General features: G+C 52.7%; 20 protein-coding genes and 1 riboswitch. Of the genes, 13 read left to right on the top strand and 7 right to left on the bottom strand.

Annotated elements, in window-relative coordinates; all coding sequences use genetic code 11:
- Positions 1 to 246: hypothetical protein (locus tag HOLDEFILI_RS11155; protein ID WP_006059793.1), on the top strand; the 246-nt coding region annotated here is incomplete at its 5' end.
- Positions 247 to 449: 203 nt separating this feature from the next.
- Here HOLDEFILI_RS11155 and HOLDEFILI_RS11150 read toward each other — a convergent pair.
- Positions 450 to 1,061: a folate family ECF transporter S component gene (locus HOLDEFILI_RS11150; protein WP_006059792.1), complete on the bottom strand. Its 612-nt coding sequence runs from the start codon at positions 1,059 to 1,061 to the stop codon at positions 450 to 452.
- A 61-nt stretch (positions 1,062 to 1,122) separates the two neighbouring features.
- A riboswitch (THF riboswitch) is annotated at positions 1,123 to 1,219 on the bottom strand.
- Positions 1,220 to 1,262: 43 nt separating this feature from the next.
- Complete coding sequence (locus tag HOLDEFILI_RS11145) at positions 1,263 to 2,201, bottom strand: calcium/sodium antiporter (protein WP_006059791.1); 939 nt, start codon at positions 2,199 to 2,201, stop codon at positions 1,263 to 1,265.
- A 324-nt stretch (positions 2,202 to 2,525) separates the two neighbouring features.
- Here HOLDEFILI_RS11145 and HOLDEFILI_RS11140 point away from each other — a divergent pair, with 324 nt between their 5' ends.
- From HOLDEFILI_RS11140 to HOLDEFILI_RS11125, 4 genes are all read left to right on the top strand, one after another.
- A complete protein-coding gene (locus HOLDEFILI_RS11140) occupies positions 2,526 to 3,440 on the top strand; it encodes a peptidase U32 family protein (protein WP_006059789.1) in 915 nt (304 codons plus the stop codon).
- Positions 3,437 to 4,654 carry a peptidase U32 family protein gene (locus HOLDEFILI_RS11135; protein ID WP_006059788.1) on the top strand — a complete coding sequence of 406 codons (1,218 nt, stop codon included), beginning with the start codon at positions 3,437 to 3,439 and terminating at the stop codon, positions 4,652 to 4,654. The genes HOLDEFILI_RS11140 and HOLDEFILI_RS11135 overlap by 4 nt, the downstream gene beginning before the upstream one ends.
- Complete coding sequence (locus HOLDEFILI_RS11130) at positions 4,651 to 5,370, top strand: RNA methyltransferase (RefSeq protein ID WP_006059787.1); 720 nt, start codon at positions 4,651 to 4,653, stop codon at positions 5,368 to 5,370. The genes HOLDEFILI_RS11135 and HOLDEFILI_RS11130 overlap by 4 nt, the downstream gene beginning before the upstream one ends.
- A 364-nt stretch (positions 5,371 to 5,734) precedes the next feature.
- Positions 5,735 to 7,435 (top strand): phosphoenolpyruvate carboxykinase (ATP), encoded by a 1,701-nt coding sequence (locus HOLDEFILI_RS11125; RefSeq protein ID WP_006059784.1) that lies wholly within the window; start codon positions 5,735 to 5,737, stop codon positions 7,433 to 7,435.
- Positions 7,436 to 7,600: 165 nt separating this feature from the next.
- Here HOLDEFILI_RS11125 and HOLDEFILI_RS11120 read toward each other — a convergent pair whose 3' ends face one another.
- Genes HOLDEFILI_RS11120 through HOLDEFILI_RS11110 form a run of 3 tightly spaced genes read right to left on the bottom strand, consistent with a single transcriptional unit; the run spans position 7,601 to position 9,784 of the window.
- Positions 7,601 to 8,971 (bottom strand): FAD-dependent oxidoreductase, encoded by a 1,371-nt coding sequence (locus HOLDEFILI_RS11120; RefSeq protein ID WP_006059783.1) that lies wholly within the window; start codon positions 8,969 to 8,971, stop codon positions 7,601 to 7,603.
- Positions 8,955 to 9,425, bottom strand: coding sequence for an RrF2 family transcriptional regulator (locus HOLDEFILI_RS11115; protein WP_006059782.1), 471 nt, complete (start codon positions 9,423 to 9,425; stop codon positions 8,955 to 8,957). Before HOLDEFILI_RS11115 ends, HOLDEFILI_RS11120 begins: the two co-directional genes overlap by 17 nt.
- Positions 9,422 to 9,784, bottom strand: coding sequence for a rhodanese-like domain-containing protein (locus HOLDEFILI_RS11110; RefSeq protein ID WP_156788913.1), 363 nt, complete (start codon positions 9,782 to 9,784; stop codon positions 9,422 to 9,424). Before HOLDEFILI_RS11110 ends, HOLDEFILI_RS11115 begins: the two co-directional genes overlap by 4 nt.
- A gap of 204 nt (positions 9,785 to 9,988) precedes the next feature.
- Here HOLDEFILI_RS11110 and HOLDEFILI_RS11105 point away from each other — a divergent pair, with 204 nt between their 5' ends.
- The 5 genes from HOLDEFILI_RS11105 (at position 9,989) to HOLDEFILI_RS11085 (ending at position 16,160) form a co-directional block, all read left to right on the top strand.
- A complete protein-coding gene (locus tag HOLDEFILI_RS11105) occupies positions 9,989 to 10,804 on the top strand; it encodes a MerR family transcriptional regulator (RefSeq protein WP_006059780.1) in 816 nt (271 codons plus the stop codon).
- A gap of 251 nt (positions 10,805 to 11,055) precedes the next feature.
- On the top strand, positions 11,056 to 12,450 hold the full coding sequence (locus tag HOLDEFILI_RS18475; RefSeq protein ID WP_050766967.1) for a polysaccharide deacetylase family protein: 1,395 nt from the start codon (positions 11,056 to 11,058) through the stop codon (positions 12,448 to 12,450).
- Positions 12,451 to 12,534: 84 nt separating this feature from the next.
- Complete coding sequence (locus HOLDEFILI_RS11095; protein WP_006059778.1) at positions 12,535 to 13,269, top strand: TrmH family RNA methyltransferase; 735 nt, start codon at positions 12,535 to 12,537, stop codon at positions 13,267 to 13,269.
- Positions 13,266 to 14,000 carry an alpha/beta hydrolase gene (locus tag HOLDEFILI_RS11090; protein ID WP_006059777.1) on the top strand — a complete coding sequence of 245 codons (735 nt, stop codon included), beginning with the start codon at positions 13,266 to 13,268 and terminating at the stop codon, positions 13,998 to 14,000. The genes HOLDEFILI_RS11095 and HOLDEFILI_RS11090 overlap by 4 nt, the downstream gene beginning before the upstream one ends.
- Positions 14,001 to 14,075: 75 nt before the next feature.
- Positions 14,076 to 16,160, top strand: a complete 2,085-nt coding sequence (locus tag HOLDEFILI_RS11085; RefSeq protein ID WP_006059776.1) for a PTS sugar transporter subunit IIC/EAL domain-containing protein — start codon at positions 14,076 to 14,078, stop codon at positions 16,158 to 16,160.
- A 274-nt stretch (positions 16,161 to 16,434) separates the two neighbouring features.
- Here HOLDEFILI_RS11085 and adhE read toward each other — a convergent pair whose 3' ends face one another.
- Positions 16,435 to 19,062 carry a bifunctional acetaldehyde-CoA/alcohol dehydrogenase gene (gene adhE, locus HOLDEFILI_RS11080; RefSeq protein WP_039864817.1) on the bottom strand — a complete coding sequence of 876 codons (2,628 nt, stop codon included), beginning with the start codon at positions 19,060 to 19,062 and terminating at the stop codon, positions 16,435 to 16,437.
- 236 nt (positions 19,063 to 19,298) lie between these two features.
- Here adhE and HOLDEFILI_RS11075 point away from each other — a divergent pair, with 236 nt between their 5' ends.
- Positions 19,299 to 21,218 carry a peptidoglycan-binding domain-containing protein gene (locus HOLDEFILI_RS11075; protein ID WP_006059774.1) on the top strand — a complete coding sequence of 640 codons (1,920 nt, stop codon included), beginning with the start codon at positions 19,299 to 19,301 and terminating at the stop codon, positions 21,216 to 21,218.
- Positions 21,219 to 21,414: 196 nt separating this feature from the next.
- Here the strand turns inward: HOLDEFILI_RS11075 and HOLDEFILI_RS11070 are convergent, their stop codons facing one another.
- Positions 21,415 to 21,687, bottom strand: a complete 273-nt coding sequence (locus tag HOLDEFILI_RS11070) for an acylphosphatase (protein ID WP_039864864.1) — start codon at positions 21,685 to 21,687, stop codon at positions 21,415 to 21,417.
- Positions 21,688 to 22,161: 474 nt separating this feature from the next.
- On the opposite strand from HOLDEFILI_RS11070, the gene HOLDEFILI_RS11065 reads away from it, so the two are divergent.
- Both HOLDEFILI_RS11065 and HOLDEFILI_RS11060 read left to right on the top strand, forming a co-directional pair.
- The gene (locus tag HOLDEFILI_RS11065) at positions 22,162 to 24,774 is read left to right on the top strand and encodes a calcium-translocating P-type ATPase, PMCA-type (protein ID WP_006059772.1); all 2,613 of its coding nucleotides are present in this window, start codon (positions 22,162 to 22,164) and stop codon (positions 24,772 to 24,774) included.
- 341 nt (positions 24,775 to 25,115) lie between these two features.
- Positions 25,116 to 26,322 (top strand): AAA family ATPase (locus tag HOLDEFILI_RS11060; protein WP_006059771.1); only part of this gene is annotated, 1,207 nt, incomplete at its 3' end.

Genomic DNA, 26,322 nt, shown 5'->3' with positions numbered 1-26,322 from the left:
AAGGATCAAGGTTCAATGCTGAAGACCGTTAAAGTCACATTGAAAAGTGTAAAAAGAGGAATGCGGGCTGCTGAAATAGCGGACATGTTAGAGGAAAAAGTAGCTTGCATTCAAACGATTCTGAAAATTAAAGAAGAACATCCGGATTACACGGAGGAGCAGATTGCAATGAAGATGATTCGTCATTCTGGCTGTCTGATGTCATGGAACGGCGCAGACAGCGTTGATGAGAGAGTTTGCAGCTGATCTGCTTTTCGATGTTCTGGTATCTTACGAGATCAAGCAGGTATAACTTCCAGCAATTGATCCTGATTTAAAGTGAAATCATTATTCCAATGTAAAACACTGGCAGGCAAAGTTGACTTTAACTTTGTTCAGCCAGTGTTTAGTTTTTCTTCCAGCAACCTGTTTATTGTAAAAACATAGATTACACAGATAATGAATTTTGTTTACCACCAGGGTAATTTCTTTTCTCCCTGCGGCGCGATCCAGTTTTTCCCTTCCAGATAGGGAATTAACATCCGGAAGAACAACACCAACAATACAATCTCAATCGGAAGCATGATCGTGTTCTTTACTAGACTCTTGGCAAAATAATACAGATAACCCTTGGAATATAACATGTAGCTCCATAAGGAGCCCAGTCCGACATTGACGAACAGATTGATCAGAAAGCGGCTGAGCGCCAGCTTCAGCACCGTGATTTTTGTCCGGTAAAGAAATAAAGCAAAAATCAAAGCGCCCGCCATGCTCGATAAGGTGTAGCCTGGGAAAAACGGTCCGTTAGGATGAATTGCGAATTCGATGAGATCGCCGATTCCGCCGCAAAGGACGCCGACGACCGGACCGCAAGCGGCACATTGTACAGCGGTGATCAGGTAGGTAAAATAAATATAGAGATTGTCGGCCACCGGAATCCGGAACGAAGCGATGGCCATTTTTAAGGCCATGCACAAGGCGGCAATCGCGAGAATCCGGACACGCCGCGTTTCCGCGGACGCTTCTTTCCAATAGGCGCGGGAAAACGGATGAGAAAAGAGAGCTTTGGAAAACTGAGCCATAAAAAAACCTCCTCTTTTCCCTCTGACAGGTAAAAGAGAAGGTCATGCCTTCGATTTTCGGGTCAGCGGGATGCGGAACCTGCACCGCAAGAAACCTTTTCGTCCTTCTGACAACTCCCCGTTCAGAAAGCACTTAACGCGCAGGAACCTACTCTGTTTGTGAAGAATATACCCCGAAAGTGCCCGGATGTCAAATGAAATTTAGAGAACGAAGAACAGATACAGCGAGTACCCTAAAATTAAGCTGAGGCCCTGCATTTTCGATCCCTTCTCTTTGAAAAGCAACGGCAGCAGTGCCAGCAGGGTGATCAACAGACAAGCCGGCATATCCAGCGCCAGACTCTGCGCGGAAACCGGCAGGGCCTGACCGGAAACAAAGGAACAAACCGGCAGGATCAAGGTCAGATCCAGGATATTGGCGCCGATCAGATTGCCGATGGACAAGCTCGATTCCTTTTTGACAATCGCGGTGATCGTGGTGACCAGCTCCGGCAGCGAAGTTCCGATCGCGATCATCGTGACCGCTACGATCCGCTCCGGTACGCCGAAGAAAGCTGCCAGCGCACTGCCGCTGTTGACCAGCAGCTGCGATCCTGCGACAATGCCTAACGCTCCAAATAAAAACATCACGATCCGCCGTCCGGTTTCTTTGCGGGTTGTCTGGATCCGCTCGCCGTCTTCCTGCTGCTTCATCGCATTGCGGACATTTTCCGCCATGGAGATCAGGAAGATCACGATCAGAATCAGACTGCCGGCTAAACTCAAGGCCCCCGATAAGCTGAAACCCAGCAGCACCGCTGCGGCAGCGATCAACAGCCCGCAATGTTTGACGTAATCCTTCCGCTGGATTGCGATCGGCATGAAAATCATCGCGACGGCCAGAATCAATCCGGTGTTGGCGGTTACGGAACCGACGGCGTTCCCGATCGCCATTTCCGTTTTTCCCTGCAGCGCCGCCAGCACGGAAACGATCATCTCCGGCAGGGTGGTGGCCAGACTGACAATCGTCGCGCCGACAATAAAGGAAGGAATGCCGGAGGCTTTCGCGATCCAGCTGGCGGCGTCGACAAACAGGTCGCCGCCCTTGACGACCAGAATGACCCCGGCGATGAATAAAATGACTGCGACTTCAATACTCATACTCTATCTCCTCTTTCATTTCATAAGTTTCGATAAAAAAAGAAGACCTGCCTTACGCTTTGCTTTAAGCGTCAGACAAGTCTTGTCAATTACCTCTAAGCCAGACGAAGAAATTTCGTCATGTTGTTGACTTAGCAACGCAGATTTTCTGCGGTGACTACTCCCTTATCAATCTTGAATATTCTAACAAAAAGGACGCCGGCCGTCAATCGTTAAATCGTCATGAAAACCCGTATAAACCTGCGGAATGATTGACTTTTCAGACCCTGCCCGTATAATTAAAGCGCAAGCTGTCCTGGTTACAGAAAGGAACGGTACATCAATATGAAACAAATCAATTGGATTGCGGCGCTGCAGCAGGCATCGTCGCTGGAAAATATGCAAAAAAGCGGGATCACAACGATCCGGATCGGTATCGAGGGCTGTTCCGTCCGCTCCGCCCGGCTCTTTTCCAAAACGGAAGCTGAGGATATCCTTCACCGCTGCCAACAAGCTGGACTTCGGCGGGAGATTGTTTTCAACCGCCTGTGGATGGAGGAGGAGCTTCCTGAGATGGAAGCCTGGCTTCAACAAATTCAGATCTGGAATCCCGAGGGCATTGTTTATATGGATCCGGCGGTTTTTCTGGCCGCGGAGAAGCTGGGATTCCAAGACCGCTTGATCTACGCTCCGGATACCCTGATGACCAATTCCCGGGATCTTCAGATGATGCTCGATCTGGGCGTCGGCCGCGTCGTGCTGGCGGCGGAGATCACGCTGGAGGAAATTTTGGAAATCGCGCGCAAAACAGACGGGTCCCGGCTGGAGCTGCAGATTCACGGCCGGCAGGTGATGGCCTATTCGCGCCGGCCGCTGGTATCGAATTATTTACAGGTCATCGGCAAGTCCGTCGGCGATCTGCGTCACCGCCGCGACCTCTATTTAATCGAAGCGACCCGAATCGGGAAAATGCCGATTCTGGAAGAAGCGGAAGGGGCGGCAGTGTACATGGAAAGTACGCTCTGTTCCCTGGATCAGATTTCACAGCTGGCGGCCAGCGGGATCCGTCACTTTGCCTTTGACAGTCTGTTTTCCTGCGACGACGAATTGATCGACGCCCGGAAAGCCTATGAGGCGGTACTGGGAGGCGCGGCTCCGGCGGAGTTGAAAAAACAGCTGGAACAGCGCTGGCCCGATCTGAATTACGGCTCCGGCTATTATGAACAGAAGACCAATTTAACCAAGGAGGACGCGGCATGAAAAAAACGATTGAATTGTTAGCGCCCGCCGGCGATCTGGCGCGTTTAAAAACCGCGGTCCGCTACGGTGCGGATGCCGTGTATCTGGGCGGCAAGCGGTTTTCGCTGCGTTCGCGCGCCAGTAATTTTGAACTGGACGATATCGCCGAGGGCGTGCGGTTTGCCCGTGAATATGGGGCACACGTCCATGTGACGGTCAATATCATTCCGCACGAAGACGACTTTGACGGTCTGGACGATTATCTGCGACAGCTGGAAAGCATCGGCGTGCATGCCGTGATCGTCGCTTCACCGACGATTGTCCGCCGGGTGAAAACGGTCGCGCCGAAGCTGGAGGTTCATCTCAGCACGCAGATGTCCAGCACCAATTCCCAAGCTGTTCGGTTTTACCGGCGGCTGGGCGCGGACCGGGTTGTGCTGGCCCGCGAATGCACGATGGATCAGATCCGGCAGATCTGCGGGCACAGTGAAGTGCCGATCGAAACATTTATCCATGGCGGCATGTGCGTCAATTATTCCGGCCGCTGCACCTTAAGCAACGCGATGACGCTGCGCGATGCCAACCGCGGCGGCTGTGCCCAATCCTGCCGCTGGCGCTATCATCTTTATCAAGGAACTCAAGAACTGAGCGATGACAACCTGTTGTTCTCGATGGGGTCGAAAGATCTGATGGCCGCCGATTATGTCCGGGATATGATCGACGCAGGCGTGGCCAGCTTGAAGATTGAGGGACGGATGAAGTCGGCGTATTACATCGCGGTCGTCGTCCGGGCTTACCGGCAGCTGATCGACTGGCTGCTGGAACATCCGGAAGAAGACGCACAGCCGGCAATTCTGGAAGCCCGGCGCGAATTGATGCGGGCTGAAAACCGGCCGGCCTGTCTGGGCTTTTTGGCAGGCATCCCCGGTCCGCAGGATCATTTGTACGACAATGCACCTTCGCGGGTAACGCATGACTTTCTGGCCCAGGTGCTGGATTATGATCCTGTCCGCCAACAGGCGCTGATCGAGGTGCGCAATCACTTTGCGCTCGGCGAAGCGCTGGAAGCCTTCGGACCGCATCTGGAAAATACCAGTTTTGTTTTAGAAACGATGACGGATGAGGAAGGAACTGCCGTCGAGGTTGCCAACAAGCCGATGCAGCGCTGCTGGATCAACACGCCGGTTGTTTTGCACCCCTACGATTTAATCCGCCGGAAGGAGCAAGGAAGATGAATTGGTTTGAAGGCGCGCTGAGCGTAAAAGCGGTGATGATGTCAGGCCGCCGGCCGGTGATCAAGCTGGTCATTGATCAGAAGAAGAAAGATAAGGATACGGCGTTTATTCTGCGCCAGGCTGCCCAGCGTCAAATCCCCGTGGAACGGTGGCCGCGCGAGAAGATCGATCAACAGGCCGCCGGGCGTACCCATGGCGGGATTTTAGCACTGGCCGGGGATCGGAATTATCAATCCGTGCAGGAATGTCTGGACGCTCCGCAGCCGTTTATCGCGGTCTTAGAGGGAATTGAGGATCCGTTTAACCTTGGTTACGCGTTCCGCACTCTGTACGCTGCCGGGTGTACGGGCGTGCTGATGGGCAGCCGGGATTGGCAGACTGCCCAGCCGACGATTGTGAAATCCAGCGCCGGGGCCAGCGAACAGCTTGCCTGGTGTCTGTGCGAGGATCTCGGCGCGGCCGTCCGGCAATGCCGACAGGCGGGATGTGTTTTGTACTGTGCGCAGCGCAGCGATGCGATCGATTATTTTGACGCCGATTTCAACCAGCCGATCGTCCTGGCGATCGGCGGGGAACTGCGGGGACTGAGCCGCGACGTACTGGAACAGAGTGATCAGAATATCGTGATTCCCTATGCCCGTCCGGTGCGCAGCGCGTTAAACGGCACAAGCGCTGTGGCGGCGATCAGCTTTGAGGTCGTCCGCCAGCGCCGCTGATTCCGACATGGTGGAAAAGGAATGGACTAGATAAACTGGAACAAGCCGGATTGTTTTGGAGCCCGACTTTTTTTGCGTTTTCTTAAAAAACGTGCCGTCCGTCGATTCGAAGCATAGACTAAAGCGGAGCGGTTACGCGCCCGGAACACGTTGTAATAAGCTTGCGTTAAGCAGCTTATTCCTTAGACAAAGCCGGACCTGCCGCTTAGATCATAACGAACAATCAGTCCGTCCGCTATGCAGACACAAAAACAAACCATAAGAAAACATAACAAAGATAATGAAAGAAATGAAAATGTGGAAGAAAAATCTTTCATTTCTGATCGAAAGTGCTATAATGGACTGGTGTTGAAGGAGGTCCGGTATGAAAGAAGCGATTTATCTCAAACGCAATATGGCGTTGATCAACTACACCAAAGCGTACTACACGACGGCAGAGGAACTGTTGTCGAGCGAAGGTTTTTCAATGTTTTTGGATTTGTATTTCAATTATTGTTCGCATACCAATCCCCAGCTGTTTGAATGGCTGCGGCGCGGACTTCCGATCGAAGAAGTCAAAAAAGACCTGATCCGCCTGTTAAAGGTCATGCAGGTGCTGGAGGTTGAGGAAATCGCTCACCCCTATTTCCGCGAGCGGCAGAAAATGTTGGCAGTGATTGAGGATTGTTATCATTTCTGGCGGAATATGCAGCGCTATTCCATAATTTATACGCGCAATGAGGAAGGGCTGCAGCTGGCGAATTTCATGGAAGCCGACGCGAAGTTCCATCAGATGATCCTTGATTTTTACCGCACGGTCCAACAGAAGACCCAGGGGTCGAAGAACCGCGTGTACCGTCAGCTTCAGGCCGGAACCAATGCCAGCCTGCTGCTGCGCGATTATCCATGGCCGGCGCCGGAGGGGTATCGCGAGCTGGGCGACATTCCGTTTGTGCATACGATCATGATGCGCACGCCGCTGATCATCCATCCTCGCAGCAACAAGCGCCTGGGCATGTTTACCGAGGTGGACGCGAACCCGATGGCCGAGTGGATCAAAGGCGACGAGGAATGGATGTGCTTTCCGTTAAAAGTCGGTTCGCTGTTGTGCTACACTTATTTTCATCGCGACTTTACCGCCGGGGCGGTGGCGCTGGCGAATTTGTTCGAGCTGGCGTCGGATGAGGACTGCATCGGAGCCAAGCCGGATCTGCTTTTGTTGTTCGGCAATCCGGACGGTCAGAACGATACGGTTTTCTACCATGACCAGGCAAACGCAATGTGGGTCGGCAAGGTATCCTATGCCGATGTCATCGAATACTTTGGTTATTTAAAGAAGATGATCCTGACGCTGCACAACCTGGCGATGATTGAAAAAGGCTGGCTGCCGCTGCACGGCGCGATGATCAATCTGACGTTGCAGGATGGAACGAAGAAAGGCGTCATCATGATCGGCGACTCCGGCGCAGGCAAATCGGAAACGATCGAAGCGCTGACCAATTTAAGCGAGGATGTGATCGTCAGCCGGGAGATCATCTTCGACGACATGGGCTCGCTGCATCTGGATGAACAGGGGCAGATCCGCGCTCAGGGCACGGAAATCGGCGCGTTTGTCCGGCTGGACGATCTGGATAAAGGCAGCGCTTACCGCGACATGGACCGGTCGATCTTCTTTAACCCGGAGAGCGCCAATGCGCGCGTCGTCATCCCCGCTTCGCCGTATGATACGATCATTACCGATCAGCAGGTCGATTTGTTCCTCTACGCCAACAATTATACAGACCGGCGCGGACTGCGTGCTTTTGACAGTAAGGAAGAAGCAGTTCAGACGTTTATTGAAGGGAAACGGTTCGCTTTGGGAACGACGCAGGAAAAAGGGTTGTCCACCACCTTCTTCGCCAATCCGTTCGGTCCGATGCAGAAACAGCCCGAATGTCTGAAAATCATCGATCAGATGTTTGCGGCGCTGCTGGATCAGCATATTTTCCTGGGTGAGATTTACACCGGTCTGGGCTTGCCGGAAAAAGGCGGCAACGCGCTGGAGATCGCGGCGAAAGAACTGTTGGCAAAAATCAGCGGGAAATAACAGGTCTGGCGAAACCGTTCTGATTAAAAAAGATTCCCTTTGGCTCGGTTTAGCGGCCTGAATGGGGGAAAGGAAGGAAACGAAGCTGATAAAACAGCTCATATAAATTAAAAACGCCGCATCGTTCGGCGTTTTTATTGTAAATAAGGAAAGGGAGGGGAAAATTTAAGCGGACTGGACGGCGGCGAACAGGTCGTTCAGGCCTTCGCTCATCGTCGGGTGGGTATAAATACTATCGCGCAGGACGGTATACGGCAGGTTGGCGTCCATTGCCAGCTTGATCAGATTGATCATTTCATGCGATTCTTCGCAGAAGAAGTGCGCGCCGAGAATCTGATCGGTCTTTGCGTCGATCACTGCTTTTAATAAGCCGTCGGTTTTCCGCAGAACCTGCGCCTTCGGGATGGCGGCGGCCGGGATCCTGGCGATCTTGACGGCGTAGCCGGCCTGGCGGGCTTCTTCTTCACTCAAACCCACGCGGGAGAACGGCGGATCGATGAAGACGCTGTAGGGAACCGCGCCGCGGTTGGCGGTTGTGCGCGGCCCGGAATTCAAAGCATCGCGGACAATCCGGGAATCATCCAGTGAGATATAGGTGAATTGCAGACCGCCGGTGACGTCGCCCATTGCCCAGATATGATCGACGGAGGTTTTCAGCTGTTCGTCGACGGCGATTGCCCCGCGGGAAGTTAATGCGATTCCCGCCGCTTCCGGATGCAGGTTGTCCAACTGCGGCCGCCGGCCGGTCGCGACGAGTAAAGCATCGCAGCGCAGTTCGGCCTCCGTCTCGTTCTGCTTTAAGCTCAGGACGGTTTCCGCCGCTTCATCCCGAACTTCAACCAATGCCGTGTTGCGCATTAACTGCACGCCCCGGCGGGCCAGACTCGCTTCCACCGCGTCCGCGATCTCAAGATCCTCGCGCGGCAGGAAACGCTGATTGGGCTGCAGGATTGTGACCTGGGATCCGAAATTGGCGAACATCGAAGCGAATTCCAAGCCGATATAACCGCCGCCCAGGATGACAAGCCGCCGCGGCAGCGTCTGAAGCTCCATCAGGCTTTCGCTGAGATAGACCCGCTGACTTTGGTTTAATCCGGGAATGTCCGGAACAAACGGCTTCGCGCCGGTGTTGATGAAAATCCGCCGGGCTTCCAGGAGTTCCTCGCCTTCTTTCATCTGCACGCGGACATGATGATCGTCCGCAAACGAAGCTTCGCCGTCAAGGATCTCGACGCCGGCCGCCGCGAGCTTATCATAGTTCTTTTTTCGCAGCATTGCGGTCAGGCGGCGTTTTTCCTCGATCGCCTGGCGGAAATGCTGCTGCCGGGCCGCGTCATCGCCGCCCTGAATCGCAGACTGACGGGCGCTGTTTTCCAAAGACTTTGTCGGCAGACAGGCGACGTTGATGCACGTTCCGCCATACATCAGCGGTGATTTCTCAATTAACGCTGTGCGCTGGCCGGCTTTCGCCAGGCTGGCAGCCAGCGTTTTTCCGCCTTTGCCGAAGCCGATGATCAGATTATCGTAGGTTTTCATGAATGAGTTCCTCCTTTTTTTTCATGATGATGTTTTCCGGCTGCGAAATAAACAGATCCTGAAGCAGATCCCACAGCGTCAGCCGGTCCAGACTTTCCAGACATTGTTCGTTTAATGAGCGGTAGATTTTATCCATTTCCCGGGCCATGCCGGAGGCGACCAGGCAGCTCATTTCCGGATCGCCGCTTTGCCATTTGCTTTCCACAAGCGCAACATTCAGCGCTTCGGCAATCTGACGCAGCGTGATGGCCTGCGGGGAGCGGCACAAACGATAGCCGCCCTCGCTGCCTTCCTGCGATACCGCGATCCCGGCCCGGCATAAGGCAGCCATAATCTTGCGGACGCGGACGGGATGAGTGCAGATGTTGACTGCCAGTTCGTCGCTGGACTGCGGTGCGTTTTTATGCGCCAGATACACCGCGGCATGAATGGCGACGGTCAGCTCGCTTGTCATGCCTGATCCTCCTTTGTGATTTCATAAGGCCATTGAAGCAGCCCGCCGAAATCATACACCTGTTTGTAGCCGAGCTGGACTAATTTCGCCGCGGCCTGCGCGCTGCGATGGCCTGACCGGCAATACACCAACAGGATGGCATCCTCATCGGGAAGCGCGGCCAGTGCGGAATGACTGATCGTTTCGTTGGGCAGATTGATTGCTCCGGGAATATGACCCTCGGCAAATTCGTCAGGCCGGCGCACGTCAATGATCGTGACCGGTTCGTTCGTCATTTTCTGCTGAGCCTGAGCGGGGGTCAGTTTGACTGGCTTTTTCTCTGTGGTTTTACTCACGAAGCGGGAAAAGAATGATGACATAGAATCCTCCGAAAGAACGAAATGTTCTTTTGATACTGTAATCATAATAGTTACAGTTCATCCTGTCAACCGGAATGATCGTCAAAAAGCGTAAAAAATGTGGAATTTCATGATAAGATGGAAAATAATAAAAATTTGTTGCGGAAACGCTTGACTCTCCCGTAAAGGGAGGGCCTATGCTTGGTTTGCGGAGGAGGAAACAAGATGCTGAAAATTGGAGATTTTTCAAAGATGGGCAAGACGACGGTCAAAACCCTGCGGTACTACGACGCGATCGGTCTGCTGCGGCCGAAGCAGATCGACGCGGAGAACGGATACCGCTGGTATTCCACGGATCAGCTGATCGCGTTGGTTCAGATTCAACAATGGCGGCAGCTGGGACTCAGCGTGGATACGATCGGCAGAATTCTGCGTAAGGAGCTCAGTGAAACTGACGCCCTGAAGCAGCGCCGTGAACAGCTCGGCACCGATCTCAATTCCATGCAGCGTCAGCTTCGCCGCATCGAGCGCGTCTTAACGACAGGCGCAAAGGAGGGTATTATGAAAATCAATGTCATCGTCAAAGAATTACCGGAATGCATCGTCATGGCCCGGAAGGTCAATTTGCCTGAATATGGCGATCTGCTGAGCGAAATCCCCGCCACCGGGGCCAAGGTCGCCCGCCAGTATCCGGATCTGAAATGCACGCAGCCGGAATATTGTTTCGTGAAAGAACTGGATGGCGAATACCGCGAAAAGAATATCCACGCCGAGATCTGCCAGGCTGTCGAAACCTTGAAGCCTGACTTCGACGACGTTACATTCCGCAAGGAGCCGGCCGTGAAAGCCGCCTGCGCCTTGTTCAAGGGCGGATATGAAGGCTTCAGCGAGGTCTACGCCGCTTTGATGCAGTGGATCGAGGACAATCAGGCGGAAATTATCGGTGAACCGCGGGAGAGCTATATCGATGGTATCTGGAATCAGGATTCTGAAGAAAACTGGCTGACGGAAGTCCAGTTCCCGATTCGCTGCCGGGACTGATATCTGACGCAGCGCAGGGAACCGCGCAGGCTATCCGGAATACAAAATGGATCCCGGTCCAAGGACAGGACAGCTTTGCCGGGGGTTAGCGAATATGGAAAGACATCAGGGACTGAATTCAGCATCCTGATGTTTTTATATGCAAAAAACAACTTTCACGAACAGCTTTATAATGAAGTGAAACCAGGAAAGTCACAGTCAGCGTCTTTTTTATCCTGCCGGGGCATACAGTGATAACGAAGGTGAGAAGCGTGAAAACAAAAACAAAATGGCGGTTAGGGATTTACTTATTCATTTTAGCTGCAATCTGCGTGCTGATCGGACAGTCGTGGAGCCGTGAACATCAACGGCGGCGTCTGCCGGAGCCGATGCGTCAGACCATCGAAGAGAATCACCGCATCGGAAAGATGAAGCAGAAGATCAAGGTGACAGGCCGGCGGGCGATCGCCGTGTACTATCCGCATCTGGGCAGCGCGGAGATCGACGCGAATATCGAAGCGGCGGTGAAGGAGGCAATTGAAAAATTTGAGCAGGAAAATCAAGGCGTCGAAGGTTTATGTACCTTGTATGCCGATTATGAATCCTACGAACTGAATGAACGGTATGGTTCGGTGCAGATCAGCTTTGAACGCACCGGCGCGATCAATATGAAAGAAGTCCGGGCCTGGACTTTCGATCTGCAGCAGGATCGGCTAATCCGGTTCAGCGATCTGTTCTCGGAGGAAGGCATGAAGCATCTCGCGTTTTTAATGCGCAGCTTCCTGACGACGCTGGCTCCGGAGACCGCCGGTTCTGATTATGAAGTGGATGAAAATGTGCTGATCAACGATAAAGCAGAATTGTATTTAGGCGAAGACGAGCTGCGCGTCGTCCTGCCGCCGCAGACGCTGGCCGCGCAGAGCGAGGAATTGATCGCGGTGATTCCGCTGAACAAAGTGATCGGCTACGTCGATGAGGACACCCGCAATTTATTGGGCTTACAGGCGCATGGGCGGATCATCGATCCAACCCGGCCGATGGTCGCGATGACCTATGACGACGGACCGAACCGCCAGGTAACGCCGGTGATTCTGGATGCGCTGAAGGAACACAACGGCGCGGCGACGTTCTTCGTCCTGGGCAGCCGGGTCGCCAATCATAAGGATATCGTCGCACGGATGCTTGAGGAAGGCAGCGAGGTTGGCAACCATACATTCGGGCATGTCGATCTGACCAAACAAAGCAGTCAGGGAATTCTTGATCAGTTCGCCGCAACCTGGGATGCGATCGCCGAAGCCGGTTCGCTGGAGGGGCAGGAACTGTTAGTCCGTCCAACGTATGGGGCTTATAACGATACGTTGAAGAAAACCTCGCCGTACCCTCTGATCCTGTGGTCGATCGACACACGCGACTGGGCGCATCAGAACGCGGATAAATCCGTGGATGAGGTCATGCGCGAGGTTCAGGACGGCGATATCATCCTGATGCACGATATGTATGAACCGACAGCCCAGGCCAGCGTCCGGGTGATCGAATGGCTGAGTGAAAAGGGCTATCAGCTGGTGACCGTCAGCGAACTGTTCGAGGCCCGCGGAATCCAGCTGGAACCGGGGAAAACCTATAACTGTGCGTATCCGCCGGCTGACCGTTCGGCGTCCAGGAAATAAAAACGAAACCGGAATCTGAAAAGATTCTGGTTTTTTCCGCGCCGATTGATTATCATAAGAGTAGAAACGACAGGAGGACGATTTATGGAAATCAATTCCCCGATGAATGAAAAAGTTAAAAACTGGGCGAAGCTCCAGCAGAAAAAATATCGCGATCAAACCGGAAAGTTTCTGGTCGAGGGCGAACACCTGATCGGCGAAGCGTTAAAAGCCGGCGCAGTGGAACAGCTTTTGATCGAAGCAGGCCGGACGAATCCGTTTGAAAGAGAGAAGGAAGCGATCGTCTGCGGCGAGAGCGTCATGCGCAAGCTCAGCGCGAATGTATCGGGTGCCTGGCTGATCGCGGTTTGTACGCAGAAGACAACGGCGCCGGCCGGCTTGCGGACGGTCGTGCTGGATGGGGTGCAGGATCCCGGCAACGTCGGGACGATCATCCGCACGGCAGTGGCTTTCGGCTTTGATCAGGTCTTGCTTTCGCCGGACTGCGCCGACGTCTACAATGAAAAATGCGTGCGTTCTACTCAGGGGGCGCTGTTTCATATCGCGATTTCCCGGACGGAGTTGATTCCGGCGCTGAATGAATTGAAGGAATTGGGCGTAACGGTGATCGGAACGGCCTTGCAGGGAGCGCAGCCGCTGAGCGAGCTGCCGGTCAGTGAAAACATCGCGGTCGTGCTGGGCAATGAAGGCCAGGGAATCCGGCCGGCGACGCTGGACATCTGCGATCAGCGGGCATTGATCGAAATGTCCAGCTTTGAATCGCTGAACGTCGCGGTAGCGGCAGGGATCTGCCTGTACCGCTATCGGAGATGCGGATGATCCGCCATGGGCTGTTCGCTTCCCGCCGCAAAAAACGCGTGCTGATCGCGATTCATGGCTTTGGCCGGCGCAAGCAGGAAGATTTTCATTATCTGAAAACGATGTGCGAGGCGGATTCCGGGCTGGAATACCGCTGCTTTGATTTGTATGACGAGGATAAAAATGAAAAGGAATGGCTGGTGTGGGTAGCCCGCGCAAACCAAGAGGTCACGGCGTATCTTGAAAAAGGGTATGAAGTGACGCTGCTGGGCTTTTCAATGGGCGGGGTGATCGCGGCGTTTCTGGCTTCCTTTCTGGCGGTGAATAAGCTGGTGCTGGTCGCGCCGGCGTTTGAGTACATGAATCTGGAAACGGTCAGCCGTCTGATTCCGAAATACGCTGCGATTTTGAAGCACAGTGAATCGCAGTTTAAGGCGTATATGGACGAGCGGTTATTGGAATATGAATATTTCCCGCAGTTTTTCGAGTTGGTGAAAAAGCTGAAGCCGGCGGTAAAAAAAGTGACGTGTCCGACGCTGATTCTGCAGGGACTGCAGGATGAATTCGTGCCGCTGTCGTCTTCGCAATACGCTTATCATCAAATTCAAAGTGAACGCAAACAGCTCGTCTGCTTTGAGGCCTGCGGCCATGAGCTGCTGGAAAACGAGGGCTGCCGGCAGGATGCGTTCAGTCTGATCCGGCAGTTTATCGACGATCGCTGGGGACAGGCGCCCGCAAATCCGCGCACTTAGTTTGTAATTCGGACAAATAAACCCGGACGTTCCGCGCAAAATGCGGTATAATAGAAGAAAATCAGGGAGAAAAGCATGCGGATAGAGAAGCTCAGCGCCGGTTTGGCGAAAATGGAATCTTACCGGCTGATTCGCTCCGTCAGGGCGGGATTGACCATCGCGATTCCGATTTTAATGATCGGATCTTTTTCTCTGCTGATCCGGACGTTCGCGGGCTATTTTCCCGCGTTGATTTTCATTGAGGAGCTGGCGGAACTGCTTTATCAATGTACCTTCGGCATTCTGTCGGTATTGTTGACGGGATGTCTGGCCTGGGGTGCGCTGCAGACCGAAGAAAAACCGCTGCCTGGGGATTGGATTGTACCGCCGGCGGCGATTATGGTGTTTATCATTCTTAACGGCGGACTGAAACTGGAATCTGCGGGTGCGGTTGGGACGTTCACCGCGGTGTGCGCGGCGTTTTTCACGAGTTTCACGTATTGTTGGCTGCGGCGGAAGATGCCGGCCGAACATTTCTTTGCGCCGGGGGCGGATTATAATTTCAATCAGGCGTTCACGGCCATCCTGCCGATGCTGGCGGTGCTGCTGTCAGCGGCAGTGTTCAACGAGGGCATCCGTCTGATCTTCCATACCGAAAGCTTTCAGGACGTGTTCGTGCTGTTGTCCAACACGCTGTTCCGGCACATGGGGCGGGGATTCATCAGCTCAGCCTTGTTTGTGTTTCTGTCGTCGGTGCTGTGGCTGCTCGGCATTCATGGAACCAACGTTCTTGAAAACGTATCGCGGACTTTGTTTCAGGAAGGTATGCAGATCAACGTCGCAGCCGTGGCGGCGGGACAGGCGCCGACCGAGATCTTTACCAAGACTTTTCTCGATAACTTTGTCTTTATCGGCGGCTGCGGGACGCTGATTTGTCTGCTGATCGCGCTGATGTTGTTCAGCCGCCAGCGCGTTAACCGGACGCTGGCGAAAACGGCGGTCATTCCGATGTTGTTCAATATTAATGAGCTGATGATTTTCGGTCTGCCGGTAATGTTTAATCCGGTGTTTGTGGCGCCGTTCTTACTGACGCCGCTGGTCTGTCTGTTCACCTCGTCGCTGGCGATGGGGCTGGGCTGGGTGCCGCTGTGCGTGCAGGGCGTGGAATGGACGACGCCGGCTTTGATCAGCGGCTATATGGCGACCGGTTCATGGGCCGGAGTGGTGCTTCAAATTGTGAATATCGCAATCGGCGTGGGAATTTACGCGCCGTTTGTGCTGCTTTATGATAAAATTCTGATCCGGCAGTCGCAGCGGCAGATGAGCGAGCTGATCGCTATGCAGAATGAACAGATGGAACAAGGCAAACCGACGAATCTGATTGGCGCGCACGGCATGGTCGGCAACTTTGCGAAGCTGCTGGCGGCGGAAATCAAAAATGATCTGCAGCAGAATCATATCGAGATGGGCTATCAGCCGCAGTTTGACGCGGACAATCATTGCTTCGGCGTCGAAGCGCTGCTGCGGTACACCCATCCGCGCTATGGCAAGGTGCCTCCGCCGCTGATCATCGACCTGGCGAAGGAAACCGATCAGCTGCAGGCGCTGGAGCTGGCGGTGTTTACGCAGGTGCTGCAGGCGGATTTCAGCGGAATTGACGCAGTGATCTCCATGAATGTCACGGTGGATACGTTAAAGTCGGAAGTCTTCGCGGATTTCCTCCGGCATCATCCGGTGCCGAAAGGCCGGTACTGCATCGAGGTCACGGAACAGAACACGCTGCTTTTGGATGATGCGATGCGCCAGCGGCTGAAGGAATTCAAAGATCTGGGGTATGCGCTGGCCGTCGATGATTTCTCCATGGGCAGCACGTCGCTGAAATATCTTCAAAGCAGTCAGTTTGAGCTGGTTAAGCTGGACGGCAGCCTGGTGAAAAATGCCCGGGAGAACGAGAGCGGCCGGCAGATCATTCAGTCGATTCTGTATCTGGCCCAGTCGATGAATTTCACGGTGATCGCGGAATATGTGGAAACCGCGGAGGTTCGCGATCTGTTGAAGGCCTTGGGCTGTACCCATTATCAGGGGTACTTATACAGTCCGGCAGTGCCGTTGGATCAGCTAAGGGGCGTGATCCGGGAGATTGAGAATCAGGGCCAGGCCGTAAGCTTGAAAAGATTGTAAGGAAACGAAGAAACAGGAAACCGCGCGCGTTAAATCATGCCTGCGGTTTTTTTAGGTTCTCCCCATAGAATCAAGCTGTCAAGAAATTGAGATTTCAATCTGATCCATTTTGCCAACCGACTTTCTCATTGAAAGCAGCGTCTGCGTCAGGGACGTAAAAAATCCCGATCCAGCGAAGCGGCGCTGAACCGGGATTCAGGAAAGGCGAACGTCGGGACTGAGGAACATCAGTCCCGACAGAAATGATTTAAATGGGAAGGGAAAGTTGTTCTGTTTATTTCGTGTAGTAGCTGGTGTTGCCTTCGTAGGAAGCGCGCAGGATCTCGATCATATCGTTCACCATCGGCACGCGCGGGTTCGCCGGGGAGCACTGATCCTCATAAGCCAGGTAAGCGATCTTTTCCTTGGCGGCATCCCAGGCCTTTGCGTCCAGGCCCTGTTCCTTGAAGCTCATCTTGATGCCGCAGTCCGCGCCCAGATCCGCGCAGGCTTTGGCGTAAGCGATGACGCCTTCTTCGACGGTGTTGAATTTCAGACCGATCAAGCGGGCTAATTCCGCGTATTTCTCGTCGGCTTTGTAATAGTTGTATTTCGGCCAGACGCCCGGCTTTTCCGGCTTGGTTCCGTTATAGCGGATGACGTACGGTAGTAAGATCGCGTTGGTGCGGCCGTGCGGCACATGGAATTCAGCGCCGATCTTGTGCGCCAGGGAATGGTTCATGCCCAGGAAGGCGTTGGCGAAGGCCATGCCCGCTAAGGTTGCGGCGTTGTGCATCTTTTCGCGCGCTTCCGGATCGTTCTTGCCGTTGGCAACCGCCCGCGGCAGATATTCGAAGACCATCTTGATCGCCTGCAGCGCCAGACCATCGGTGAAATCAGAGGCCAGCGTGGAAACATAAGCTTCCGTCGCATGCGTCAGCACGTCCATGCCGGTGTCGGCAGTAATCGAAGCCGGCAGACTCATCGTCAGGGCCGGGTCGACGATCGCGACGGTCGGCGTTAGGGAGTAATCGGTCAGCGGGTATTTCTTGTTTTCCTCTTTATCGGTGATGACGGCGAACGGCGTTACTTCTGAACCAGTGCCGGAAGTCGTCGGGATGCAGACCAGCTTGGACTTTTTGCCCAGTTCCGGATAGCGGAACGCCCGCTTGCGGATGTCCATGAACTTCTGCTTCAGATCGTCGAAGTTGACGTCCGGCTGTTCGTAGAATAACCACATGCCCTTCGCCGCGTCCATTGAAGAACCGCCGCCGATCGCAATGATCGTATCCGGTCGGAACGCCTGCATCTGGCTCAGGCCCTTTTTGACAGTCTGGATGGACGGATCCGGTTCGACGTCGCAGAACAGCTGAACCTGAACCTTGTTGCGGCGCTGTTCCAGCTGATCGGTAACACGGGTGACATAGCCCAGATCGACCATCGAGCGGTCGGTAACGATGAAGACCCGCTCCACGTCCCGCATGCTGTGGAGATATTCGATGGAATCTCGTTCAAAATAAATTTTAGACGGCACTTTAAACCACTGCATATTGTTTCTCCTCTTTCCGATCTTCTTGATGTTCAGCAGGTTGACGGCGCTGACGTTATCCGATACGGAGTTGTGGCCGTAGGAGCCGCAGCCCAGGGTCAGGGACGGGATAAAGGAGTTGTAAACGTTGCCGATGCCGCCGAAGGTGCTTGGTGAATTCCAGATGATCCGGCAGGCTTTGATCCGTTCGCCGAAGCGCTTCGCTAAATCGGCGTTGGCGGTGTGGATGGCGGCGCTGTGGCCGATGCCGTTGAACATGACCATCGCTTCCGCTTTATCAAACCCATCGTCAACCGATTCTGCTTTCAGCATGGCCAGCACCGGCGATAATTTTTCGCGGGTCAGCGGTTCGTTCGGTCCGACTTCCTTACATTCCACGATGATGATGCTGGTGCGCGGATTGACGGTGAAGCCGGCCCGCTCGGCGATCCAGGCCGCGGACTTACCAACGATATCCGGATTCAGCTTGGCCGCACCGACGTTTTTGGTGAAGGCCTTGACGCCGAACATGTACTGTTCCAGCATTTCCTTTTCTTTCTTATTTGCGTAGTGGACATTGTAATTCTTGAACTGATCCTTGACGTCGTCGTAAATTTCCTTATCGACGATGACCGCCTGCTCCGATGCGCAGATCATGCCGTTGTCGAATGCCTTGGACAATGCGATATCGTTGACCGCCTGTTTGATATCGGCGGTCGTTTCAATGTAGGCCGGAACGTTGCCCGCACCGACGCCTAGGGCCGGCTTGCCGCAGCTGTACGCCGCCTTGACCATCGCGTTGCCGCCAGTGGCCAGGATTGTTGCGACACCCGGATGATTCATCAGCGCCGAGGTTGCTTCCATGCTTGGATGTTCGATCCACTGAATGCAGTTTTTCGGGGCGCCCGCTTTGACGGCCGCTTCATAGACGACCTTAGCCGCCGCAACGGAGCACTGCTGAGCGTTTGGATGGAAACCGAAGATGATCGGGTTTCTCGTCTTCAGGCAGATTAAACTCTTGAAAATCGCGGTGGATGTCGGATTGGTGACCGGAGTGACGCCGGCGACGACGCCGACCGGTTCGGCGACATAGGTTAATCCCTGAACCTCATCCTCCTTAATGACACCGACCGATTTCAGGTGCCGCATGTGGTTGACAACATATTCGCAGGCGAACAGATTCTTGGTGGCCTTGTCTTCAAAGACGCCGCGCTTGGTTTCCTCAATCGCCAGTTTGGCTAATTCGCCGTGTTTATCCAGGGCTGCGACCGAACATTTGGCGACGATGTAGTCGACCTGGTCCTGATCCAGCTTTAAAAAGTCATCCAGGGCCTGCAAGCCGTTTTCAACTAATTGATTGACTTCCGCCTGAGCCGGGCTAAGTGTTTCTTCCATCAGAATATCCTCCTTGTTGTGAATAGTTTCACTTGTCTTTACGGGTGTGATTATAGCATGCCGAAATAGACGTTGCAATAGGCTTATGACAACTTTTTCACAAGTAAACGGTTACATTCATAAAAAGTTTTTCCGGTACCGCTTACATCAAAAAACTTCGGAAATCGACAGAATACTGAATCCCTGCCCAACTGAAAAATGCGGTATCGCATATCGTAGCAGTGGAGGTGACAGCGATGCAATATGGTACTTTAATCGTAGAAGTAACCGTGGCTCAGCAAGCGCTGCCGATCGAAGGCGCTTCGATCATCGTGACCAACGACGATCAGACGGTGAATCTGCGGTTGAGCAGCGGAGCGAACGGCAAGAGTCCGGTAATCCGAATCGAGGCGCCCGACCGGGAGCTGAGCTTGAATCCCGACAATCAGACAAAGCCGTACGCGCAGGTGCATGTAACGGTGTCCAAAGCCGGATTTGCGGACCGGACATTCCGCAATGTTCAGATTTTCGCGCAGGAGGAAGCGCTGCTGCAGGTGGACCTGCTCAATGCCGACGAGGAACTGGCGCCGCAGTTTGAGGAATTCATCGAAATTCCCGAACATGCCCTGACCCGCTCCATGGCTCGTTCCTGCGGCTGTTCGCGCGGCGGCTGCTGCGGTTTTAACGAGAGCGTCGGCGCGGGCGACGCTGAGGAATCGATCGCGCCGTACATTCTGGATTATCCGATTATTCCCAAATATGTGACCGTGCATCTGGGCCGGCCGACGGCCAGCGCCCAAAATGTGACGGTGACCTTCAAGGACTACATTAAGAATGTAGCGTCCAGCGAAATTTATCCGACCTGGCCTGAACAGAGTCTGCGCGCGAATATTTACTGTCAGATTTCGCTGTGCTTGAATCGTGTTTATACTGAATGGTACCGCAGCCGCGGTTATTCGTTCGATATCACCAACAGCACGGCGTTCGATCAGTATTTCGTGTATGGCCGGGATATTTTCACCAGCATCAGTAAGGTCGTCGACGATATTTTCAACGAATATATCCGCAAGGTGAACACGGTGAATCCGTATTACGCGGAATATTGCGACGGCCGGCAGGTATGGTGCAAAGGCTTAAAGCAATGGGGGACTGTCGATCAGGCAAACAAGGGTCTCAACGCTTTTGAGATTCTGCAGTATTATTATGGAAATGATATTGAACTGATCGATACCAATCGAATCGAGGGGGTCAGCGGTTCCTTCCCGGGCTTGAATCTGCAGCGCGGCGTGCGCAGCGACAGCGTGGCGATCATCCAGAATCAGCTGAACCGGATTGCCGTGAACTATCCGAATATTCCGCCAACCTATCCGATCGACGGTATTTTCGGAGAAGGTACGGAGAACGCGGTCAAGGCATTCCAGCGGCAGTTCTCCTTAACCGCGGACGGCATTGTCGGCAAAGGAACCTGGTATAAGATTTCCTATATTTACGTCGCGGTGAAAAAGCTGGCCGAGCTCAGCTCCGAAGGCGTCGAGGACCGGCTGCCGGGCGTTTATCCGGGCCGCGCGCTGCGTCAGGGCGACCGCAACGTCTATGTGCAGGAAATCCAGTTTTACCTGCAGAAGATCGCGTTGTTTACCTCGCGTGTGCCGACGGTGAAGATCGACAGCAGCTTCGGCGCTTCGACCCGCAACGCGGTTGTGGCCTTCCAGAAGTTAGCCGGTCTGACAGCCGATGGGATCGTAGGGCGGCAGACCTGGGATATCCTGGTGCGGGCCTATCGGGAAACCCAGTCGATCGTTCCGCCGATTTCCCAAAAGATCCCGGCTTATCCGGGAACGTCGCTGCGCTTAGGCAGCCGCGGCGAGAATGTCAGCATCATGCAGATGGCGCTGAACGTCATCAACCAGGGCTGGGGCAATTCCAATCAGCTGGTCGTCGACGGGATCTTCGGCGCGGCGACGGAAGCGGCAGTGCGTGCTTTCCAGACCCGTGTGGGCCTGACGGCCGACGGGATCATCGGGCGGAACACCTGGGGCGCAATTTCCGAGCAGTACAGCGTCGCGACCAACAACGCGGTAGCCTTGTCGGAACAGAACTTCGAGCTGTACCGGTTCTTATATGAGAACTATACAAGCTTGATGTATGCGATCGACAATCATCAGGCTAATCTGTAACATTAATCCATGAAGCAAAAAAGTCCGCGAATTACGGACTTTTTTCGATTGGTTAAAGCGTCAGACGCTGATGAATTCCAGAAATCAAAAAGCAGAAAGCGAAGCTTATCAAAGTGAATCAGCGACGCGATGATTTAAAAGAGAATGAAAGGCAGGAAACAATAAAAACGACAGGGTTGTCCTGCGGAAGACCGCGTTAATATTTAACGGAAAACCGCTTTTCCCTTAATTGAACAGAGATCGGCTTGGAACTGAGGTTTTCGACCTGGATAAACCGGTCGCCCTTGCGGATCCGGCTCAGCAGTTGATGCAAAGCCGCGGTTTCGCCCTGCAGCTCCATTTCCACCATTCCGTTTTCCATGTTGCGGATCCAGCCTGTAATTTGTAATGAATTGGCCAGCGACTGGACAAACCATCGAAAGCCCACACCCTGAACCTGTCCCTGAACTACGGCATAAATTCTTTCCATGATTTTTTCACCCTTTCCGCTTTGATGAATACGTTTCATCTTGTTTGACCCTATTGTACCGCGAAGAGGGAAAGCCTGTCCAGTAAAGAACGGAGTTAAAAATGATTTTCAGCAGATGATAAATTCCATCTTTTCGGTTACAATAAAAACAAGGGATTGAGAGATAGAATCAAACAAGCGAAATCCCCCGGTTCGAGAATAGCGGACGAAATTAGAAGGAATCTGCTACACTTGAGTCCAATTGTCTAAAACTGGAAGTGGAAATCTTGACAGTTCTTCAACTGAATGATATATTACGCTTGCCATTGGATCAATGGGGAGTAGCTGCGCAGCGATGCGTGCTGTATTCGTCATCACGATCTGTTCTTACAGATCCGGATGCAGCAATCAGAAATGATGGGCAAGACCGTTATCTTCAGGTTTTGAAGGTAGGCTTGCCTTTTTTTGTGAAGGCAGCGAAGGAGGAAGATGTAGATGAAAACCAGTCAAACCGCGCAGGAAGTTATTGAAGAACTCGGCACGGATCTGAGCGCCGGGCTCACTGAGCAACAAGTAAAGGAACGGACAGAACGTTATGGGTATAACGAACTGCAGGAAGTCAAGAAGGATTCCCTGCTGAAGCGTTTCTTACTGCAGTTTACCGATCCGCTGATCATCGTTTTGATTTTGGCGGCGCTGATTTCCATTATCGTGGATCCGGGTGAGTGGATCGACAGCCTGATCATCGTGATCGTCGTGCTGTTCAACGCGATTTTGGGCGTCGTGCAGGAAAACAACGCGGAGAAATCGCTGGAAGCGCTGAAGAAGATGAGCGCACCGCAGGCGAAGGTTATCCGCGGGGGACAGAAAAAAGTGATTCCGTCCCGGGAGCTGACCGTCGGGGACGTTGTGCTGCTGGAAGCAGGCGATTTTATTCCCAGCGACGGCCGGATTGCAGAATCCTTTAATTTGCAGATCGACGAATCGGCGCTGACCGGCGAATCGGTGCCGGTCAATAAGACCAGCGAAGCGCTGGGGCAGGACGATGTGCCGTTAGGCGACCGCAAGAATATGGCGTTCTCCAGCACAGTAGTTACGTATGGCCGGGGCACGATGGTCGTCACAGCGATCGGCATGGAAAACGAAGTCGGCAAGATCGCCGGCATGTTGATGAACAGCGGCAAGGAAACTACGCCGCTGCAGAACAAGCTGGCGCAGATTTCCAAAACGATCGGCATGCTTTGCTTAGTGATCTGCGCCGTCGTCTTTGGTATGGAAATGTTCAGCGGTATGGGAATTCTGGAAGCATTCAAGACCGCGGTGGCGCTGGCCGTGGCGGCGATTCCGGAAGGGCTGGCCACTGTCGTGACGATCGTCTTGGCGCTGGGTGTCAACAAGATGGTCAAATGCAACGCGATTGTCCGGAAACTGCCGGCGGTCGAAACGCTGGGTTCGGCGAGCATCGTCTGCTCGGATAAAACCGGCACGCTGACGCAGAACAAGATGACAGTCGTGAAGACCTATCTGCCGGAAGCGGGCATTCAGGATTTTAAAGCAGAAACTGCCGGGACCGACGTAAAAGAATTAATGCGCTGGTTCACGCTGTGCTTGGACGGCGAAGTGATTCCGGAAGCGGGAAAACTGAAAATGATCGGCGATCCGACGGAAACCGCGCTGGTGGAAGCCAGCTATAAAATGGGTGAAACCAAGCCGGAGCTGGCGAAGACGTATGTCCGCAGCGAGGAGCTGGCCTTTGATTCTTCCCGGAAGATGATGACCGTGTTCTATCAGACGGACGACGGCATTCTGTCGATCACCAAAGGCGGACCGGATATCGTGTTAGGCCGGTGTGAGAATTTCGCGGGCCAAGCGGCGGCGGAGGAAGCTAACGAGACGATGGCAAAAGACGCGCTGCGGGTACTGGCGGTCGCGGTGCGGCGCTGGGATGCGATTCCGGAGAATCTGGACAGTGAGAATGTTGAGAATCATCTGACGTTTGTCGGCTTGTGCGGCATGATCGATCCGCCGCGCGACGAAGTCCGCGATGCGATTGCGCAGGCGAAGCATGGCGGCATCCGGACGATCATGATCACCGGCGACCACGTTGTCACGGCGACAGCGATCGCGAAGAATTTAGGAATTCTCGAACCCGGTCAGAAAGCGATTTCCGGCCCTGAACTGAGTGCGATGAGCGATGAAGAACTGGAAGCTCAGATCGAACAGATTTCCGTGTATGCCCGGGTAGCCCCGGAGCATAAGGTGCGGATTGTCAAGGCTTGGCAGGATAAAGGGCATGTCGTTGCGATGACCGGCGACGGCGTCAACGATTCGCCGGCGTTAAAAGCTGCGGATATCGGCTGTGCGATGGGCATTACCGGTACGGATGTCGCCAAGGGCGCGGCGGACATGGTGCTGACCGACGACAACTTCGCGACGATCATTCATGCCGTGCGTCAGGGCCGAGGAATTTACGATAACATCCGGAAGGACGTTCAATTCCTGTTATCGAGCAACATCGGCGAAGTGCTGACAATCTTCGGCGCTTCCTGTATTTCCTTGATTCCGGGGTGGAATCTGGGCGTCCCGCTGATGCCGGTGCATCTGTTATGGATCAACTTGATCACCGATTCCCTGCCGGCCTTTGCGATCGGCATGGAAGAACCGGAGCCGGATATCATGAACCGCAAGCCGCGCAGCAAGGATGAAAGCTTCTTCGCGCACGGCCTGGGCTGGACGATTGCCTGGCAGGGCGTGATGATTGGTACCTTGACCTTGATTTCCTATATTTTAGGCAACCGGGACGCGCATGAGATCGGCATGACGATGGCGTTTGTGACGCTGGCGTTGTCGCAGCTGTTCCATTCGTTTAACGTCAAGAGCGAACACAGTATCTTCTCCAAGCAGATCTTCTCCAATAAGTATTTGTGGGGGGCCTTTGCGGTCGGCGTCGGTTTGCAGCTGTTAGTCATGTATGTGCCGTTCTTGGCGAGTGCCTTCTCAATGGCGGCGTTGGATCCAAGCCATTTGATGATCGCGGTCGGCCTGGCGTTTGTGCCGGTGATCGTCGTCGAGATCACAAAGCTGGCGCACCGGATGTCCCAGCGGTAATATAAGCTGAGAATTCAGGATATCTCCGCTGTAAAAAATCAGAATTAAAAAGTGATCAGAGAAAGGTGAACCGATAAGGAACACTTCTTCTCTGATCATTTTTTTATGAATGAATCAATCCGATTCGATAGGATCAACAATTTGACACAGTAAACTGTTGCCTATTTCTGCGGTTTTAAAGCGGATTAAACGAAATCGAAGTGTAATGAAGAATTATCAATAACATTTTAAATATAAAATTCAATTTTGCAAAAATATCGCAAAATAAATATTGAGTATGCTATAATATAGAATGAAACAGATGTAAATTTGCGTAAATTAAGCAAAATGGAGGTATAGCAATGCTCCTTAAATTCACTGCATCCAATTACAAATCATTTAAAGACGAATTTGTTTTTTCACTCATTCCAGCTCCAAAACAAAAGGGACTCGACTACAGTGTTATGGAAGAAGTGATCGGGAAAACAAGCTATAGAGGATTATGTTCAGCGGTCATCTACGGACCTAATGCTTCTGGAAAGACCAATATTATCGAAGCGATGGATACATTCAAAACGATTGTTCTAAGGGGGCATTTACGAAATGCGGAAAATCATCATCGTTATAATGCGGCTTCCGAAATGCTGGAACTAATTCCTAACAATGCTTTGAAAACCCCGGAACCCGTTCACTTCTCAATCCAGTTTCTTACTCAGGGAATGCTTGTCGATTATTCTTTTTCAGCCGATCTAGGCATGTTTTTGGAGGCAGAATATGCACGTAAAATTCTCTCTGAAACTTTGTTAATCAATAAAGAACTCATTTTTTCACGAAATACTGATTTAGTTTTTGGAAATCTGGAGAGAATTCAGGATTTATTAGTGGATGCCTTTGAAGATAATAAAACAGGGGCGTTCGCTTTAGCGAAAAGCGGCCTAAACGCGACAGAGTTATTTCTGATGAATGGATTCAGAACGATGTTTTCAGCGAAATTAACAGCTCTCATCAGTGAATGGCTAAAACAGAAGTTGATGGTGCTTGTCCATGCTGACGCGATTGAATTAGTCAGAAAATTTACGGATCCAAAAAAGAAATCAATTTATGTTGAAAAAACTTTAAACGAAGCCGCAATCAATTTTGGAATCAATTCCAATGCTTTAGGTTATGTAATTATGGATGAAAGTCATGACGCTAAGCTTTTTTCGATCTTTGACGGCGAGAAGAAAACAGGAATTCCTGCGGAATTATTCGAATCCTACGGAACTCTCCGGTTTATCAATATGTTTCCGCTGGTTGTCAACGCTTTACTTAATGGCGGAGTTTTAATTGTTGATGAATTTGACGCTTCCATTCACCCGATGGCCTTGATGAATATTATCAATCTGTTTCATAATGACGATATAAATATTCATCATGCTCAGCTGGTTTTTAATACGCATAATCCAATCTTTCTTAATTCTAATCTTTATCGACGGGATGAAATAAAATTTGTTGAAAGGAATGAAGAAACTCATTTCAGCACTCTTTATGCATTGTCTGATTTTAAAACTGCCGGGAAAAGCGGCGTTC

It is taken from the genome of Holdemania filiformis DSM 12042 (assembly GCF_000157995.1).
GTDB classification, from domain to species: Bacteria; Bacillota_I; Bacilli_A; order Erysipelotrichales; family Erysipelotrichaceae; genus Holdemania; species Holdemania filiformis.
The sequence above is the reverse complement of the archived record's forward strand: the minus strand, read 5'-3'. Positions and strand labels throughout refer to the sequence as shown.